The sequence below is a fragment of the Pseudomonas quebecensis genome (assembly GCF_026410085.1).
In the GTDB taxonomy this organism is placed as follows: domain Bacteria; phylum Pseudomonadota; class Gammaproteobacteria; order Pseudomonadales; family Pseudomonadaceae; genus Aquipseudomonas; species Aquipseudomonas quebecensis.
This window is the reverse complement of record NZ_CP112866.1, coordinates 3,432,249-3,448,571: the sequence shown is the minus strand read 5'-3', so window position 1 is coordinate 3,448,571 and position 16,323 is coordinate 3,432,249. Positions and strand designations below refer to the sequence as shown.

The following is a 16,323-nucleotide window of genomic DNA, read 5'->3' as shown; positions in this document are numbered from 1 at the left end:
TCTTTTGCAAAAACTTGCCAGAGGAATAATCGTGGATTCTCGATTGAACGCCTTTCTTGAGCGGGCCGACGCCGTACTTGCCCGCCTCGAACCCCTGTTGCCAGCGCCTCGCCAGCCTATCGACTGGACGCACTGCCTGGCCGCGCGCTGGCAGCGCGAAGGCCGCGCGGGGTTCCTGTTGCCGCTGGAGGTCAGCCTGGACATGCGTTTGTCCGACCTGATCGGCGTCGACAAGCAACGTGAGCAACTGGCCCGCAACACTCAGCAGTTTCTCGATGGCCTGCCCGCCAACCATGCGCTGTTGTGGGGGTCGCGCGGCACCGGCAAGTCGTCCATGGTGCGCGCCTTGCTGGCCCAGCATGCCGCGGCCGGTTTGCGCCTGATCGAAATCGAACGTGACCACCTGGCCGACCTGCCCCGCGTGGTCGAGCAACTGCTCAAGCTGCCGCAGCGCTTTATCCTGTTTTGTGATGATCTGTCGTTCGAGGCCGGTGAAAGCGACTACCGCGTGCTCAAGAGTGTGCTGGATGGCTCCCTGGAACAGGCGCCGGAAAATGTGCTGCTGTATGCCACCTCCAACCGCCGCCACCTGGTGCCGGAAAACCAGAGCGACAACGACAATTGGGCACGGGTCGACGGCGAACTGCACCCCAGCGAAGCCGTGGAAGACAAGATTGCCTTGTCCGATCGGTTTGGCTTGTGGCTGTCGTTCTATCCGTTCACTCAGGAACACTTCCTGGACGTGGTGGAACACTGGATCGGCGAGCTGGCGGGCAAGGCCGGGTTGCAATGGCAGCGGGATGAAGCGCTCGATATTCTCGCCGTGCGCTGGGCTACCGGGCGCGGCAACCGCAACGGACGTTGCGCGTATCAATTCGCCCGTTATTGGGTGGGCCTCAAATTGCTGGAGCGTCAATCATGATCGATTTGCAAAATGCCGGAACCGGCCTCGATGGCTACGCCATGCTCTGCGCGCAGCTGGAGTCGCTGTTGGCCGATGAACGCGACTTCATCGCCAACAGCGCTCAGTTCTCTGCGTTCCTGTTTCACCAACTGGACGACTTGAACTGGGCCGGCTTTTACCTGAACCGTGATGAAGAACTGGTGCTGGGCCCCTTCCAGGGGCAGATCGCCTGTGTGCGTATCCCGTTTGGCCGGGGGGTGTGCGGTGCGGCCGCCGCGTCGCGGCAAACCCAGCGCGTCGACGATGTGCATGCCTTCCCTGGGCATATTGCCTGTGACAGTGCTTCCAATAGCGAGCTGGTGGTGCCGCTGGTCAAGAACGGCCAGTTGATCGGCGTCCTCGACCTCGACAGCCCCAGGCTGGCCCGCTTTACCGAGCAGGACCAGCAGGGCATCGAGCAACTGGCGGCGATCTTTCTGCGCTTGACCGACTGCTGATTCGTTGGGAGCATCCGCCCGTTAAGGGTTGTCCAACTCGTGGAGCTGCACCTGCAGCATTCTTTCCAGCTCCAGCATCAGCTTTTCCAGGGCTTTTGCGCCCGCGTCAACCAACGGCCGGTCATCGCCCCGGCCGCAGGCCTGTTCGAGGGCTTCGCACTGTGCCGCCAAGGCGCGGGCTTGGACAATGCGCGCGGCGCCCTTGATTTTGTGGGCCTGTTCGATGATGTCTTTGTAGGGGGCCTGCGCGCTCGTCAGGGCAAGCAATTCCTGGCGATCCTGACGACTGCTGTTGAGCAGCTCTTCCAGCAGGCGGCGGCTCAGGAGCGGGTCGCCGCCGGTCAGGGCGTCGAAATTGCCCAAGTCGATGAGCTGCTCGGCATGACGGGGGCGGATCTTCGCCAGTTGCCGTTCCAGCGCCGTCAGGCTGATGGGCTTGAACAGGCAGTCGTTCATGCCGGCCTGGGCGCAGCGTTGCTTCTCTTCGGGCTGGGCGTTGGCGGTAAAGCCCAGTACCACGCAGGGAGGCAGTTGTTCGCGCTGCTCGTATTCGCGGATGGAACGACTGAGTTCATAACCATTCATGATGGGCATGTTGCAGTCGGCGATCACCAGGTCGAAATGCTCCTGGCGCCAGGCCTGGAAGCCGGCTGCGCCGTTCTGCGCAGCGCTGAACTGATGCCCCAGGTAGCCCAGTTGCTGGCACATCAACAGGCGGTTCGCCGGGTGATCGTCCACTACCAGCACATTGAGTACCGGCGCGGTCGAGGGCCTCTGTGGCTTGTGCTCTTCCACCGCCAGTTCCGGCTGCAGGCGCGTCATCTTCAGGTTTATATGCACCTGGGTGCCCACCATGGGCACACTGCTCAGGCTCAGTTGCCCACCCATCATGGCGCACAGGCTGCGGCAGATCACCAGCCCCAGGCCTGCGCCGCTCCTGGCCAGTTGCCCGGAGTTGTCCGCCTGGGCAAAGGGCTCGAAGAGGCGCAACTGATCTTCGCGACTGATTCCGATGCCGGTGTCTTCCACCACCAGTTTCATCTCGACCTGCTGTGCCAGGTCGGTCGGCAGCACCTCCACCTTGATCTTGACCTGGCCACGCTCGGTGAACTTGATTGCGTTGCTGATCAGGTTCGACAGCACCTGCTTGAAGCGCAGCGGGTCGATCAGCACTTCGGTGTTATCCAGGTCAGGCTTGAATTCCAGCAGCAGACTCAGGGTTTTCTGACGCGCCAGGCCATCGAAGACGCGCACCACCGACTCGATGACGTCCCGCAGGTTCACGCGCTCCGGGGCCAGGCTCAGGCGACCGGATTCAATTCGTGCAATGTCGAGAATATCGCCGATCAGTTCCAGCAGGTCCTTGGCCGAGTTGTAGGCCACTTCGATGGCCGGGCGATCCAGGTGGCCCTGGTCCGCGCGCTTGAGTGTGAGCTCGAGCATACCGATCACGGCGTTCATCGGGGTGCGGATTTCATGGCTCATGGTGGCCAGGAATGTGCTCTTGGCGCGGTTGGCTTCATCGGCGCGCTCCTTGGCGGCGCGCAGCTCATCGAATAATTGGCGTCGCTCGCTGATGTCGATCCAGCCGCCGATGATGCCCTGGACTTCGCCGTCGGAGTCGCGATAGGGCAGGATCCAGTGATAAATCGTGAGTTTTTTACCGCGGATGTGCAGGGTGCGATCCAGGATCAGCGGGTTGCCTTCGGCCACGACGCGCTGGTAGTCGGCATGGTATTGCGCCGCTTCCTGCGCAAGAGCGGTACTGATCTGCACCGCGCTCTTGCCGATCACGTCCTCGCGCTTGACGTCGAATACCTGCAGATAGCTGTCGTTGCATGTCTGCAACAAGCCCTTGCGGTCACGTACGTAGATCGGATGCGGTGTTTCGTTAACCAGCGCGCGCATGAATTCGAACTGGTCATTAAGCGCACGCTCGGCCATTTTGCGATGTTTGATCTGGCGCCGCATGTAGGCGTTCCAGGTCAGGGAAATCAACAGCAGCAGGCCGGTGCCGATAATGATGCGGGCGATCAGTTCATGGTAGTTGCGCCAGTAGCTGTCGGACGCGGCGGTATAGCCTCGCCAGCGGCTGTTGATCACGCCCAGCTCATCAGGAGCGATGCTCAGCAGGGCCTTGTCGAGAATCGAACTGAGTTCGGTGGCGCCGCGTGAGGTCGCCAGGGCAAACGCTGCGGGCGTCGTGCCTATGCTGAAGCTGGTTTGAACCTTGTCCTGGAACATGGACGAGGAGAGGGAATAGTTGGCGACCACCAGCGTATTCACGGCGCCATCGACGTGTCCTTGAACCAGCAACTCAGTGGCCTTGAAGGTATCCCCGGTTTCAACCAATCGAATCTGCGGAAAGTGCTCGCGCAGGAATTTTATCGGCGGGCTGCCTTGGGTCACCGCCACACGCTTGCCCGACATTTCCTCCAGTCCCATAGGGGCGTTCTCCTCCTTGCGCGTCAACATAACGTAGGAGTTTTCCAGATAGGGGCGGCTGAAGTTCAGTTGGTCCTCGCGTTCGGCGCTGGGGGCGATAGCGCCGATGATGTCGGCGTTACCGGATTCGACCTGCTCGATCATCTCGTTCACGTCACGCCCGCGCTGGACCTCGAAGCGCAGCCCGGTGCGCAGTCGAATCAGTTCCAGCAGGTCGGCGGTGATACCGCGAAAATTACCCTCGGCATCGAAGAATGTGAGGGGCGCGAAGGTTTCGTTCACGATCACCTTGACCACCGGGTTTTCCTGCAGCCAGCGTTCTTCGCGCGAGGTCAGTTGCAACTTCTTGTCGGTCAGCAGGATATCGCTGCCGGCGCTCCAGCGCTTGGCGATGGTTTCTCGTTCGCTGGTGGGCACCGCCATCAGCGCAGCGTCGACGATGCTCAGCAGAATGTGCTGGTGCTGGGCAATGGCAAAGCTGAAACCGTAGGCTTCGTGTTTGCCGAAATTGGCCATGTGGACGTTTTTCAGGTAGCCCTTGTTGATCATGTAATGGGTGGAGATAGTGTCGCCGAGGAACACGTCGGCCTGTTCGAATGCCACGGCATTCAAGGCGTTCTGGTAGGACGGGTAGGCGCGGATGATTGCGTTGGGATACAGCTTCTCGACTTCGCCCAGGGGGAGGTAGTGATACACCAGGGCCAGGCGCATTCCCGCCAGGCCGTCGCTGAGGCTGCGGGTTTCGCCCTCGCGGGTCACCAGTACGGGCTGATCCACGGCGTAGGGTTCCGACAGACTGAGATTGGGATTTGCAGCTTCGAAACCGTTGGAAGAGCCCAGGAGGTCGACGTCGCCGGTTTCAAGGGCGCGGATGGCCGCCTCTCGAGTGGGGTAGCGCACCACTTTGATCGGCAGGCCCAGTGCCTTGGCCAGCAGCCCGGCGTAATCGGCGGTGAGGCCTTCATAGTCGCGTCCGCTGGAGGTGAGATCAAAGGGCGGGTAGTCAGGGGCCGATGTGCCCAGCACCAGTTCGCGTTTGTTCTGCAGCCACTGGCGCTGGGCCTTGTCCAGGTGGGTTTCCAGTTGTACCGAGCCTGCACGACTCAGTAAGTTGAAGTATTCCGGGCCGGTTGGAGGGGCAGCAGGCACGGCAATGCTGAAGCACAGACCGGCACTCAATATAATCAGATAGTCCTTTATACGCCTGGGCATCCGTCTTCTCACACTAACGCGTTTCGTTTTGCCATCTCGATAAGTTCTACCAAGGACTTGGCTTGAAGTTTCTGCATCAGCCTTTTCTTATAAGTGCTTACTGTTTTATTGCTGAGGAACATGCCTTTGGCAATTTCCTTGTTGGTGCGGCCTTGTGCAAAAAGTTGCAATACCATCAGCTCCCGATCATTTACCGCTTTGAACAGTTCAAGTTCCTTGGATACTTCGGCATCCGCGCCATTGCCGTTCAAGGCCTGACTGGGGAAGTAGTTGTAGCCCGACAATACGGCACGGATGGCACTGAGCAATTCGCTCAGGTCGCCTTCCTTGCAGACATACCCATCGGCGCCGGAGCGCATGCAGCGGGTAGCGAACAGTGTGGGCGACTGGGCCGTGAGCACCAGGGTCTTCATCGAGGTATTCATGGCGTTGAAACGGCACAGCACTTCAAGGCCATCGAGCTTCGGAATGCTGATATCCAGGATGATAAGGTCCGGCAAGCATTCGCGGACCATTTGTATGGCATCGCATCCGTTGTCCGTTTCGCCCACTACTTTGTAGCCCTCATGTTCCAACAACATTCGGATGGCAAGCCTTATAACCGGATGGTCATCAATAATAAAAACTGTGTTCATGATTACATTTCCATGCAGGTGCAAATAAAGCGGGCACATTAGCTCAGAAGCGGAGCGAGGAGCATGAAGCCTGGGGTGGCTAGATATAAAACAGGAAAATTCCTACATTAAAAAAGGTAAAGGCCTACCGGTTGCTCAGGCTTGGTGAAGGGAGATAAGCGGATTTCGTAGATCGCCAGGCGAAATCTTGGCGCCAGGTGTTTCAAGGCTGCGCTGCGGAAAATTTTCCACGGGTTTATATGTTTTTAGTCCTACATTTATAACTTTGGCAGGGCCTTGATTAAATGTGTAAGTTCGTCCTTGTTCAATGGTTTTGGCAAGTAGCCCAGTAACGGCAGGCCGCGCTGTCGTGCCTGGTCGTACAACGTTGCCAGTTCTGTTGCGGGCAGTCCGCTGAGCAGGATCGCGGCGCCGATCAGGCGCTGCTGGCTGGCGATTTCAATCAGCTCGAGGCCCGGCAGGTCAGGCAGGCATTGGTCGCACAGCAAAATATCGAAGGGCTTTTCGGCCAGCGTCATCAAATGGATCGCCTGGGCGGCGTTTTCGGCCGGGGTCAGCCGTTCGAAGCCGAAACTGCGCAGCAAACACTGGGCGGCGATCAATTGAAAGGGATGGTCCTCCACCAACAGGATGCTAAGAGAGTGACTGGGCATAAAAAGTACACGATGAGTCGAGCGTCGAAGGGGGGCATGTAGGAACAGTTGGTAACAATATGCCCGAAGCGTGAGCGATTATTCTTCGAGGGGCTGTGCGAATTCGATCAGGCCGCTCTGTTCCCGTCGTAGGCAGATTCTGGTCGGGGAGCAGGCGGCTTGGTGGGGCATGATTATTGAGGGCTCGAACGCCCGGTCATTTCTCGCGCCATCTCGGTGGCATAGCTGTCGGTCATGCCGGCGATAAAGTCGATCATGCGCAGGAACGAAGTGTGCAGCGACCACGCCGGATTCGGGGCGTTATTGCCCAGCAGGTCGAGAATGCGCCGGTTCTTGAACGACGGCGTGCGCCCGCCATGTTGCTCGAGTGCCGCCCCGCAGAACGCATTCAGGAGAATTTCCAGAGTGGTGTAAGCGCCGATCTCGTGCAATGTCTTGCGCTTGTCCTGGAAGATCTTCTTGCGCGCCATGTCTTTGGCATCCAGCACGCAGCGTTTGGCCGGACCGTGCATATGTTCGACCAGATCGCCGGGCAGGGTGCCGGCCAGCAACGCATCCTGCTGTTCGACAAATGCTCGCGCCGCGGCGTTGGTCAGGTGCTCGATGGCCTTGCCGCGCAGGATCGCCAGTTTGCGCCGGCGAGAGTCCAGCGGCCCCAATTGACGATAAGTCTGAGGCAGGTCGTCGCCCACCAGATCGAGCAGCAGCGACTCGACTTCGGCGTACTCCAGCAAATCCATTTCCAGGCCGTCTTCAAGGTCGATCAAGGCGTAGCAGATGTCGTCCGCAGCCTCCATCAGATAGACCAGCGGGTGACGCGCCCACCGTTGCTCTTCCAATTGCGGCAGGCCAAGTTTGTGGGCGATTTGCTCCAGAATCGGCAGTTCGCTCTGGTAGCAGCCGAACTTGTGTTTCTTGTAGCCCAGGGAATCGGCGTGGCGGGCGGTCCAGGGGTATTTGAGGTAAGTGCCCAAGGTGGCATATGTCAGGCGCGTGCCGCCGTCGAACTGGTGATATTCCAATTGAGTGAGCACGCGAAAGCCTTGGGCGTTGCCTTCGAAATTGAGGAAGTCATTGCGCTCGGCGCTGCTCATGTCATCCAGCCAGCCGCGTCCGGCGGCCTGCTGGAACCAGTGGCGAATCGCATCTTCGCCGGAATGCCCGAACGGCGGGTTGCCGATGTCATGGGCCAGGCAGGCCGACTGCACCACCATGCCCAGATCGCTGGGGTCGCACCAGTCGGGCAGGGCGCTGCGCAAGGTTTCGCCGACGCGCATGCCCAGGGAGCGGCCGACGCAGCTGACTTCCAGTGAGTGCGTCAGCCGGGTGTGGATGTGATCGTTGCTCGATACGGGGTGTACTTGGGTCTTGCGGCCCAGGCGGCGAAACGCGCCGGAGAAAATAATGCGGTCGTGGTCTTTGTGAAACGGGCTGCGGCCCAACTCTTCCGGGCTGTGCAGTGGTTTTCCAAGACGTTCGCGGGTCAGCAGGGTAGGCCAATCCAAGGCGGGTACTCTCCGTGCGGTGAATGACCCTCCCAGCTTCCCGGTTCCTCTGTGGCGGGGCAAGCGAAAATCTACAGGCCGGCGGCGTCGATATCGATTAACAGCAAGCGCTGACCGTGATCGAAGAATTGTCCGGCGGTGAGGCAGTACTGGTTGGTCGTGGCATCGCGGTAGGTCGAAGACAGCGTCAGGCGGCGCTCCTCCCAGCCCTCGGCGAGCAAATGGTAAAAGTACGGGCGCCACGACCAGTTGTGGCCCAGGTAGCGGCTGTCGGCCTGCCAGGCGTCCTGGCGCCACTCAAAGTTGGGCGTCAGCTGGGTGCCATGAGGATCGCACTGATAAAAGCGCAGCAACCACGGGAACGCCGGCAATTGCGGTAATTGACTCAGCGGCGCCTCGGCCAGGGCCCAGTGCTGCAGAATATTCATCAACTCGGCCATTTGCTGGCGCAACTGCATGATGCGCGCGCGCTCCGCCAGTTTCTGCTTGACGTAGGCGCCGCGCAGTTGCGCAAAACGTGGCACGAAAGCATCGGCGGCAAACCAGTCCAGCTGCGCCTGGGCGAACAGGTAACCCTGTACGTAACGGGCACCGCACTCCAGGGCAAAGCTCAACTGCGCTTCGGTCTCCACACCTTCGGCGATGATCCAGCAACCGGTCTTTTCCGCCATTTGCGCCAGTGCCCGTACCACCTCGCTGCTCGGTCCGCCGCGTGCGGCTTCCTGGAACAGGCGCATGTCCAGCTTGAGAATGTCCGGCTGCAACGCCAGTACCCGGTCGAGCTGGGAATAGCCGGCGCCGAAGTCATCGATGGCAATGCGCGCGCCCGCCTCGCGATAACGCGCCACCACCTCTGTCAGGCGCTGAATGTCGCCACCCAGTTCGGTGATCTCGAACACGATGCGTTGTGGGTCGACGCCGTGGCTGTGGATCTGTTTCAAGCTCGGCAGCGGCTGGCCGGCACGCAGGCGATTGATCCAGCGCGGCGAGATATTCAGGCTCAGGAACCAGTCCTCAGGCGCTTCATGCAGGCGGCTCAGGGCGTTGTCGCGCAGTTGTCGGTCAAGGCGCCGCAAGGCCACACCCGGCGTGCGCGGATCGGCGAACAGCGGGCCCACCGACTGCAGGCGACCATCCGCCAGGCGCAGGCGGCCGAGGGCTTCCACGCCGGCGATGCGGCCGGTGGCGGTGTCGATGAAAGGCTGGAAACAGGCGAGCGGTTGCCCGTCGATCACGGGGCCTCCTTAGAAGCGTCGGCGAAAAAAGGCCCGGCCCTCTAAAACGAGGGCCGGGCCGATTCTGTTAGCAAGAATGCAGCCAGCACGGGCGGGTGCGGCTCAGGGTTTGCGCGAGCGGCCCTGCATGGCCAATTTGATCAGAGGGATTAACCCGGCCCCCAATCGCACCAGGCGTGTCACGCTGCTGATACTGCCGCCCTTGGCGCCCTTGCCGGTGAAGAAACCCATCAGCGTCACCGCCGCCATGCCCCACAGCGGCGCGTGCTTGATGCCCAGGTTGTCCTGCCAGTTATGCCGCATGTCGCGCATCTTGTGCAGCGGCGCCAGGAGTTGATGGGACTCGTGGCGGATTTCCTGGCGGTGCATCTCCATGCGCAGGCGAATCAACGCCTTGCGCATTTCCCGCCGTGTGGTGGATTGCGGAACTTCAGTCAGGCTCATGGCAGCAGGCGCTCCCGGTCATTGGCCAACTCTTCGAGGGTGGCATGGAACGGCGTGGACTCATCGAACACCGCCGCTTTCAGGCGCACGCCACAGAAGGCTGCGGCCAGGCTGTAGAACACGCAGAGGCAGATGATACCGGTCAGACGATAGCCGGTGTCCCACACCAGAATCATCACCAGGGTCGACAACCCCACCAGCAGCAACAGCGCAAACACCAGGGCCAGGCCCGCAAACAACAGCAGGCTGACGGTGCGGGCTTTCTGCTCCTGCAACTCGATGCCGAACAGTTCGACGTGGCTGTGCAGCAAGCCCAGAACGGCCGCGCCCAGGCGTCGTGAGGTAGAACTTGCGCCCGTAGACGAGCCGTTTTCGCCGATAGACATAATTTAGCGCCTTGTAGCCAGCAGGCCGATCAGAAAGCCTACACCTGCAGCGATGCCGATCGACTGCCAGGGGTTGGCCTGTACGTAATCTTCAGTCGCCGTCACCGCCGCCTGGCCGCGCTCGCGTAGGGAGTCTTCGGTCAGTTGCAGGGTTTCGCGGGCCTTGAGCAGGCTCTCATGAATCTTGCTGCGCAGTTCATCGGCCTGGTCGCCGGCGAGGATTGCGGTGTCGTCCAGCAACTTCTCGGTGTCGCTGACCAGGGTTTGAAAATCCGCCATCAGTATTTCTTGAGCAGTCTTTGCAGTGGTTCTGGCCATGGGTATCTCCGTGATTGGCTGAGCGGTGCGTGTGGTTTCGAGTCACCGGCGTCGGTGAAGGTTCAGTGCAATTGTCTGGTACAGCTTTTGCTTTGCCTTGGTGCGCAGGCTCCGGGCCTGCGCTGAAGACGGGCGGGCGAGGCGCAAACCTCGAAAAACCTTACCCTAAAACACTCCAACTCGCGGAAAAACCCTGTCGGCAATGGCCTGCTGTGCTGTTCGCTGCGCTAAAACGGTTCACGCTCCCTTCAGAGGGGTGGTGCCGGTGGTGCCAATTTAGTGCGCGAACCTCTGGCTTGAACCGCTTTGGTGCTTTTTGCCCTGACTACAGGCCTGCCAATTTCCATGGACAATCTGCAACGTGCGGTGGACACCCTGGTCCATAGCTCCAACACCCTGTTTATCCTGATCGGCGCGGTCATGGTCCTGGCCATGCACGCCGGCTTCGCATTCCTGGAAGTCGGTACGGTGCGGCAGAAAAACCAGGTCAACGCGCTGTCGAAAATCCTCAGCGATTTCGCCATCTCGACCCTGGCGTATTTCTTTATAGGCTATTGGATCTCCTACGGTGTGAGCTTCCTGCAACCGGCGGCGGTGATCAGTGCCGATCATGGCTACGGCCTGGTGAAGTTCTTTTTTCTGCTGACGTTTGCCGCGGCGATTCCGGCGATCATCTCCGGGGGCATTGCCGAGCGGGCCAGGTTCGCGCCGCAGTTGTGCGCCACCGCGTTGATCGTGGCTTTTATCTATCCGTTTTTCGAGGGGCTTGTCTGGAACGGCAATTTCGGCCTGCAGGCCTGGTTGCTGGCCTCTTTCGGTGCCAGTTTCCACGACTTCGCCGGCTCGGTGGTGGTGCACGCCACGGGCGGCTGGCTGGCGCTTGCGGCGGTGTTGCTGCTGGGGCCGCGCAACGGTCGCTACCGCGAGGGGCGGCTGGTGGCGTTCGCGCCGTCGAGCATTCCGTTCCTGGCATTGGGTTCGTGGATCCTGATCGTCGGCTGGTTCGGCTTCAACGTGATGAGCGCCCAGACCCTGGACGGCGTCAGCGGCCTGGTGGCGGTCAACTCGCTGATGGCTATGGTGGGCGGCACCGTCGCCGCGCTGGTGATCGGTCGCAACGACCCCGGTTTTCTGCATAACGGGCCACTGGCCGGTTTGGTGGCGATCTGCGCCGGTTCCGACCTGATGCACCCGGTAGGCGCATTGGTCACCGGCGTGGTGGCCGGTGGTTTGTTCGTGTGGTGCTTTATCGCCGCCCAGGATCGCTGGAAGATCGACGATGTGCTGGGCGTGTGGCCGCTGCACGGCCTTTGCGGCGTGTGGGGCGGCATTGCCTGCGGGCTCTTTGGTCAGACGGTTCTTGGCGGATTGGGCGGCGTGAGCCTGATCAGCCAGTTGATCGGCACCGCCCTCGGTGTGGCCGTGGCGTTCGGCGGCGGGCTAGTGGTGTATGGCACGATCAAGCGCGTGCACGGGTTGCGGCTGAGCCAGGAGCAGGAGTACTACGGCGCGGACTTGTCGATCCACAAGATCGGCGCGGTCAGTCAGGATTGATCGGCGCCTCGTCGTTGTCGCTGGGCGGCGTGTGAAAACCGTGCAGCAGGCGATAGCGGTTCTGCCGGACTTCGTCGACCCGCGCCTGCACTTGTTGGTCCGGCAGGCCCAGCAGGAGCAAGGCGTGGGCGGCCAGCATCAGGCTCGATTCCAATAGCTCGGGCACCACTTCAGTGGCGCCCGCGGCCTTCAGTTCGGCCCACTGGCTATCGTCGCGGGTGCGCACCAGGATCGGCACCTGGGCGTTGATGCGGCGCGCCTCTTTGAGTACTACCAGCGCGACATCACTGTTATCCACGGCTATCACCACCAATCGCGCGCGCTCCACGCCCACGGCGCTGAGCAGGGCACCGCGCCGGCAGTCGCCGTAGTGCACGCTGCTGTCTTCGGTCGCCACTTCCTGCACCCGTTCCGGGTCGTCATCCAGCGCGATGAATGCCTGTTGCTCGCGCCGCAGAAAGCGCCCGATGGATTGGCCGACACGGCCGTAACCGCAGATCACGGCATGGTTGCGCAGCTGCGCATTGAGCGCGGTGATGGTCTCCAGTTGCACCTGTTGATTGGGTTTGCGGTGCAGGCGCAGGGCGATCGCCGGGGCGGCGCGCAGCAGCAAAGGGGTCAGGAGCATCGAGCAGAATGTCGCGGCGAGCAGCAGGCCGTTGAATTGCTGCGGGATCAATTGGCTCTGTTGCATCTGCGCCATCAGGGCGAAGCAGAATTCACCGCCCTGGGCCAGGGCCAGGCCGCTGCGCCAGGCGGTTTCCACATCGCTGCCGCGCAGTTTGACCAGCACGGCCACCACACAGCCCTTGATCAGCATCAGCGTAAGGGTCATGCCGAGGATCAGCAGGCTGTGGCTGACGAACAGCTGCAGGTCGATGAGCATGCCGATGCTGACAAAAAACAAGCCCAGCAGGATGTCGCGAAACGGTCGAATATCCGCTTCGATCTGATGGCGGTAATGGCTTTCGCCCAACAGCATCCCGGCCAGGAACGCACCGAGGGCAGGGGAGAGGCCGAGCAGGTGAGTCAGCCAGGCGGTCAGCAGCACGATCACCAAGGCCAGCAATACGAACAGCTCCGCCGAGTGCGACGCGGCCACTTCATGGAACAGACGCGGCAGCAGCCAACGGCTGGCGAGCAGCAGGCCGAAGAACAACACCACGGTCTTGCCCAGGGTCAACGGCAACGCCACGTACCAGGCCTGGTCACTGCTGCCGGCGAACACCGGCACCAGGGTCAGCAGCAGTACCGCGACCACGTCCTGAAACAGCAGCACACCAATCGCATTCTGGCCATGACTGCTGAAAATTTCGCCAAGACTGCTCAGCTCCTTACTGACAATGGCCGTGGACGACAGCGCCAGCCCCGCGCCGAGCAACAGCGCAATGCCCGGCGCTACCCCCAGCGCCATCAAGGTCGCCCCCAGCAGCACGCCGCAACCCAGTACCTGCAGGCTGCCCAGGCCGAACACTACATGGCGAAGGGCAAGCATTTTGGTCAGGGAAAATTCCAGGCCCAGGGAAAACAGCAGAAACACCACGCCCAGCTCAGCGAGGTCCGGCAGCTCTTCGCTGTCGTTGACCCAATCGAGCGCGGTGGGCCCCACGGCCAGGCCCACGCACAGATAGCCCAGCACGGGCGGCAGCCGCAGCCGGCGAAACAGGGCAATCACCACCAGGGATGACGCCAGAATGATCAGCAGGTTGGCGAACACAAACCTCTCCGTTGCAGGGTAAGCGGACAAAAAGCCGCGAGAATGGCTGAATCAGTTATAGGCCATGGTGACGTGGGTCAGCTTTTTAATGATATGCAGCGTTTTTTTGTGGTGAGCGGGCTCATCACAAACGCTCGCTCACCGCCAACAATGCGCAACTCGCCACCGTCGGCAGGCGGGCTTAGAATGACCCACCTTATTCTGATCAGGCCTTCCGTCATGCGTCCTGAATGCCAGCTGTTCGGCACCCTGGGTTGCCACCTGTGTGAGATTGCCGAAGCCGAAATCATGCCGCTCGTCGAACATGGGTTGCAGGTTGAATTAGTGGATATCACCGATCCCGATGACCTCACCGAGGTCTACGGCCCGCGGATTCCGGTGCTTCGAAGGGTGGATACGGGGGCGGAGCTGGACTGGCCCTTCGACACCGGACAGGTGGTCGCCTTCCTTCTCTGACGTTCAGGCGATGGCGAGTTTCCAAATATTAAGTTACTGTATGTTTGTACAGCGATTGAATAGAGGGAACGCCCGTGGTGAATGTTGAACAACTGAAAAGCAGCGTCAATCGCATGTCCGCCGACATCGTGCGTGATGCGGTGAACGAGCTGCGCCTGGACGGCCTGGTCACGGAAGGCAAGACGCCGTTCAACAAAGTGCATTTCAATACCTGCTTTGCCGAAATCGAAGCGTTGTTCCAGCGCGCCGGCTATCACAAGCAGTTGGATGTGGTGGGTTATCAGGGCCTGCTCTACGCACTCTACGATCCGGGGCGCTGGGAGGCGGTGGACGTCCTGCGTTGGCTCAAGGAATTCACCGAGGCCGCCAGCGCCTCGCCGATCCTGCGCGCCGAATTGGCCAAGGCCTGAGATCCGCCCTAGGCTCGATCCCGCTCCATGCGGGATAATGCCCGCCGGTTTTCCCAGGCTTCGAGCGTCGTCATGTCCACTTCCGGTTTTTCCGCGTCCCAGCACCAGGCCAGCACCTTGTATCTGCCACCCGGCCCTTGGGCCACGGTGCTTGACTGCCTGTGCGCGCACTTCCCCGCGATCAGCCGCGACCACTGGCTGGACCGCATCGCTCGCGGTCGCGTGCTGGACATCGATGGCAGCCCCATCGACCAGGGCCTGCCCTACAAGGAAGGCTTGTGCATCTACTACTTCCGCGAGGTGCCGAATGAAAAGGTCATCCCTGTGGAGGAAACCATTCTGTATGCCGACGAACACTTGGTGGTGGCCGACAAACCGCATTTCCTGCCCGTGACTCCGGCCGGTGAATACGTCGAACAAACGCTGCTGCGCCGTCTGATTCGTCGCCTGGATAACCCGTCGCTGGTGCCCCTGCACCGCATCGACCGGCACACGGCGGGGCTGGTGCTGTTTTCGGCCAATCCCCACAGCCGCGCGGCGTATCAGCAGCTGTTTCCTACGCGCAGGATCGATAAGTTTTACGAAGCCATCGCGCCCGCGCTGCCGGATCTCACCTTTCCCTTGGTGCACAAAAGTCGTTTGGTGGACGGTGAACCGTTCTTTCGCATGCAGGAAGGTCCCGGTGTCAGCAACACCGAAACCGCGGTGGAGGTTCGTGAAAAAAACGGCGAGCTATGGCGTTACGGCCTGTTCCCGGTCACCGGCAAGAAGCATCAGTTGCGCGTACACATGACCGCGCTGGGGGCGAGTATCTGCAATGACCCGTTCTACCCCGACGTACTCAAGGACGCCGTGGACGACTACGCCAACCCGCTCAAATTGCTGGCCCAGGGCGTGCGGTTTGCCGATCCGGTCACCGGCCAGACGCGCGACTTTCGCAGCCGCATCACCCTCGATTGGTAAACGGCGAAAACGACAAGGCCCGCGCGAGGCGGGCCTTGTGGGCAAACGTTTAAGACTTACAGGTCTTTAACGGTGCGAACCTGATCTTTGTTGATCCGGGTGTGCTTGCCGTCCAGCTGTTCGAATTCGTAGAAGCCCGAGTCTTCATCGTATTTCGGGGTGTCGACGGCCTGGATTTCACGACCGTCATTCAGGGTGATCACGGTAGGCGAGGCGCAACCGGCGAGGGTAGCGAGGCCCAGTGCGAGCATGAAAGCGGCGATGGTCCGTTGAGTCATGGGTGTGTCTCCGAGAGAATTCTTTGAAATTGCTGACCTTGTGACGCGTAAGGCGTCGCCAAAGTTCCTTGTACGAAAGTTCATTCTGACACGTCAGACTTCTGGTGCAACAGTTCGGGTGTGTTCAAGTTGGCCAGGCGTGGATCATTGGCCGGGCATTCCAGGCCCACGCCGCCCAGCTGCAGCAGAATTTTGCGCGGGCTGCGCTCGCCGGCCTGCCAGGCCTGTTCTACCGCGTTCTTGAGGTGGGTCGGGATGATGCAGATCAACGGCTCCCAGAATTCCCCATGGCGCACCATCACCGGCGACTGCGGGGTGCGTCGTGCCGTGTCACGCAGATCGGTCAGCAGGCGCGCGTCGAGGTGCGGCACATCGCAGGGCAACACCAGCAGGTGCCCGTGGCGCGCAGCGGCGAGCCCGGCGCGAATACCGGCGAGCGGGCCGGGGAAGTCCGCGCTGTCGTCGTTCACCAGTCGATCGGCATAGGCCGCATAACGGTCCTGGTTGCGATTGCAGGAGATGATCAAGTCATCGGTCAGCCCGCGTACCAGCCCGTGCACATGCGCGATCAGCGGCTGGCCGCGCCAGGTCAGCAGGCCTTTGTCCTGGCCGCCCATGCGCTGGCCGCGGCCACCGGCCAACAACAGAATCGAACAGGGCAATGGGCAGCAATCAAGGGACATGGTGGTTCCACAGCGGCAGGCAAAGGAG

At 61.0% G+C, this 16,323-nt stretch carries 17 protein-coding genes; 6 read left to right on the top strand and 11 right to left on the bottom strand.

What is annotated here, in order from left to right; genetic code table 11:
• Positions 1-31 precede the first annotated feature (31 nt).
• Both OSC50_RS16010 and OSC50_RS16005 read left to right on the top strand, forming a co-directional pair.
• A complete protein-coding gene (locus OSC50_RS16010; protein ID WP_181081582.1) occupies positions 32-922 on the top strand; it encodes an ATP-binding protein in 891 nt (296 codons plus the stop codon).
• The gene (locus OSC50_RS16005; protein ID WP_181081583.1) at positions 919-1,401 is read left to right on the top strand and encodes a GAF domain-containing protein; all 483 of its coding nucleotides are present in this window, start codon (positions 919-921) and stop codon (positions 1,399-1,401) included. The genes OSC50_RS16010 and OSC50_RS16005 overlap by 4 nt, the downstream gene beginning before the upstream one ends.
• Before the next feature lie 21 nt (positions 1,402-1,422).
• Here OSC50_RS16005 and OSC50_RS16000 read toward each other — a convergent pair whose 3' ends face one another.
• The 8 genes from OSC50_RS16000 to OSC50_RS15965 form a co-directional block, all read right to left on the bottom strand.
• Complete coding sequence (locus OSC50_RS16000) at positions 1,423-5,058, bottom strand: transporter substrate-binding domain-containing protein (RefSeq protein ID WP_266248617.1); 3,636 nt, start codon at positions 5,056-5,058, stop codon at positions 1,423-1,425.
• A gap of 8 nt (positions 5,059-5,066) precedes the next feature.
• The gene (locus OSC50_RS15995; protein ID WP_181081585.1) at positions 5,067-5,693 is read right to left on the bottom strand and encodes a response regulator transcription factor; all 627 of its coding nucleotides are present in this window, start codon (positions 5,691-5,693) and stop codon (positions 5,067-5,069) included.
• A 257-nt stretch (positions 5,694-5,950) separates the two neighbouring features.
• Complete coding sequence (locus OSC50_RS15990; RefSeq protein WP_181081586.1) at positions 5,951-6,346, bottom strand: response regulator; 396 nt, start codon at positions 6,344-6,346, stop codon at positions 5,951-5,953.
• Positions 6,347-6,519: 173 nt separating this feature from the next.
• Positions 6,520-7,851, bottom strand: coding sequence for a deoxyguanosinetriphosphate triphosphohydrolase (locus tag OSC50_RS15985; protein ID WP_181081587.1), 1,332 nt, complete (start codon positions 7,849-7,851; stop codon positions 6,520-6,522).
• Positions 7,852-7,922: 71 nt separating this feature from the next.
• Complete coding sequence (locus OSC50_RS15980) at positions 7,923-9,086, bottom strand: EAL domain-containing protein (RefSeq protein ID WP_266248619.1); 1,164 nt, start codon at positions 9,084-9,086, stop codon at positions 7,923-7,925.
• A 102-nt stretch (positions 9,087-9,188) separates the two neighbouring features.
• Complete coding sequence (locus tag OSC50_RS15975) at positions 9,189-9,530, bottom strand: hypothetical protein (RefSeq protein WP_181081589.1); 342 nt, start codon at positions 9,528-9,530, stop codon at positions 9,189-9,191.
• Positions 9,527-9,916, bottom strand: a complete 390-nt coding sequence (locus OSC50_RS15970; protein WP_181081590.1) for a phage holin family protein — start codon at positions 9,914-9,916, stop codon at positions 9,527-9,529. Before OSC50_RS15970 ends, OSC50_RS15975 begins: the two co-directional genes overlap by 4 nt.
• 3 nt (positions 9,917-9,919) lie before the next feature.
• Entirely contained in the window at positions 9,920-10,234 is a 315-nt protein-coding gene (locus OSC50_RS15965) for an ElaB/YgaM/YqjD family protein (protein WP_034096616.1), read from the bottom strand.
• A gap of 345 nt (positions 10,235-10,579) precedes the next feature.
• Here OSC50_RS15965 and OSC50_RS15960 point away from each other — a divergent pair, with 345 nt between their 5' ends.
• Positions 10,580-11,788, top strand: coding sequence for an ammonium transporter (locus tag OSC50_RS15960; RefSeq protein WP_181081591.1), 1,209 nt, complete (start codon positions 10,580-10,582; stop codon positions 11,786-11,788).
• On the opposite strand, the gene OSC50_RS15955 is transcribed toward OSC50_RS15960, so the two are convergent.
• Complete coding sequence (locus OSC50_RS15955; protein WP_266248622.1) at positions 11,775-13,505, bottom strand: cation:proton antiporter; 1,731 nt, start codon at positions 13,503-13,505, stop codon at positions 11,775-11,777. The genes OSC50_RS15960 and OSC50_RS15955 overlap by 14 nt on opposite strands.
• A gap of 219 nt (positions 13,506-13,724) precedes the next feature.
• Here OSC50_RS15955 and OSC50_RS15950 point away from each other — a divergent pair, with 219 nt between their 5' ends.
• The 3 genes from OSC50_RS15950 (at position 13,725) to OSC50_RS15940 (ending at position 15,334) form a co-directional block, all read left to right on the top strand.
• Positions 13,725-13,961 (top strand): glutaredoxin family protein, encoded by a 237-nt coding sequence (locus OSC50_RS15950; RefSeq protein WP_253512096.1) that lies wholly within the window; start codon positions 13,725-13,727, stop codon positions 13,959-13,961.
• A 74-nt stretch (positions 13,962-14,035) separates the two neighbouring features.
• The gene (locus OSC50_RS15945; RefSeq protein ID WP_034096620.1) at positions 14,036-14,371 is read left to right on the top strand and encodes a hypothetical protein; all 336 of its coding nucleotides are present in this window, start codon (positions 14,036-14,038) and stop codon (positions 14,369-14,371) included.
• Between the two features lie 72 nt (positions 14,372-14,443).
• A complete protein-coding gene (locus OSC50_RS15940) occupies positions 14,444-15,334 on the top strand; it encodes a pseudouridine synthase (protein WP_253511537.1) in 891 nt (296 codons plus the stop codon).
• A 56-nt stretch (positions 15,335-15,390) separates the two neighbouring features.
• On the opposite strand, the gene OSC50_RS15935 is transcribed toward OSC50_RS15940, so the two are convergent.
• Both OSC50_RS15935 and mobA read right to left on the bottom strand, forming a co-directional pair.
• Positions 15,391-15,612 (bottom strand): YgdI/YgdR family lipoprotein, encoded by a 222-nt coding sequence (locus OSC50_RS15935; RefSeq protein WP_034096622.1) that lies wholly within the window; start codon positions 15,610-15,612, stop codon positions 15,391-15,393.
• Between the two features lie 80 nt (positions 15,613-15,692).
• A complete protein-coding gene (gene mobA, locus OSC50_RS15930; protein WP_266248626.1) occupies positions 15,693-16,295 on the bottom strand; it encodes a molybdenum cofactor guanylyltransferase MobA in 603 nt (200 codons plus the stop codon).
• Positions 16,296-16,323 lie beyond the last annotated feature (28 nt).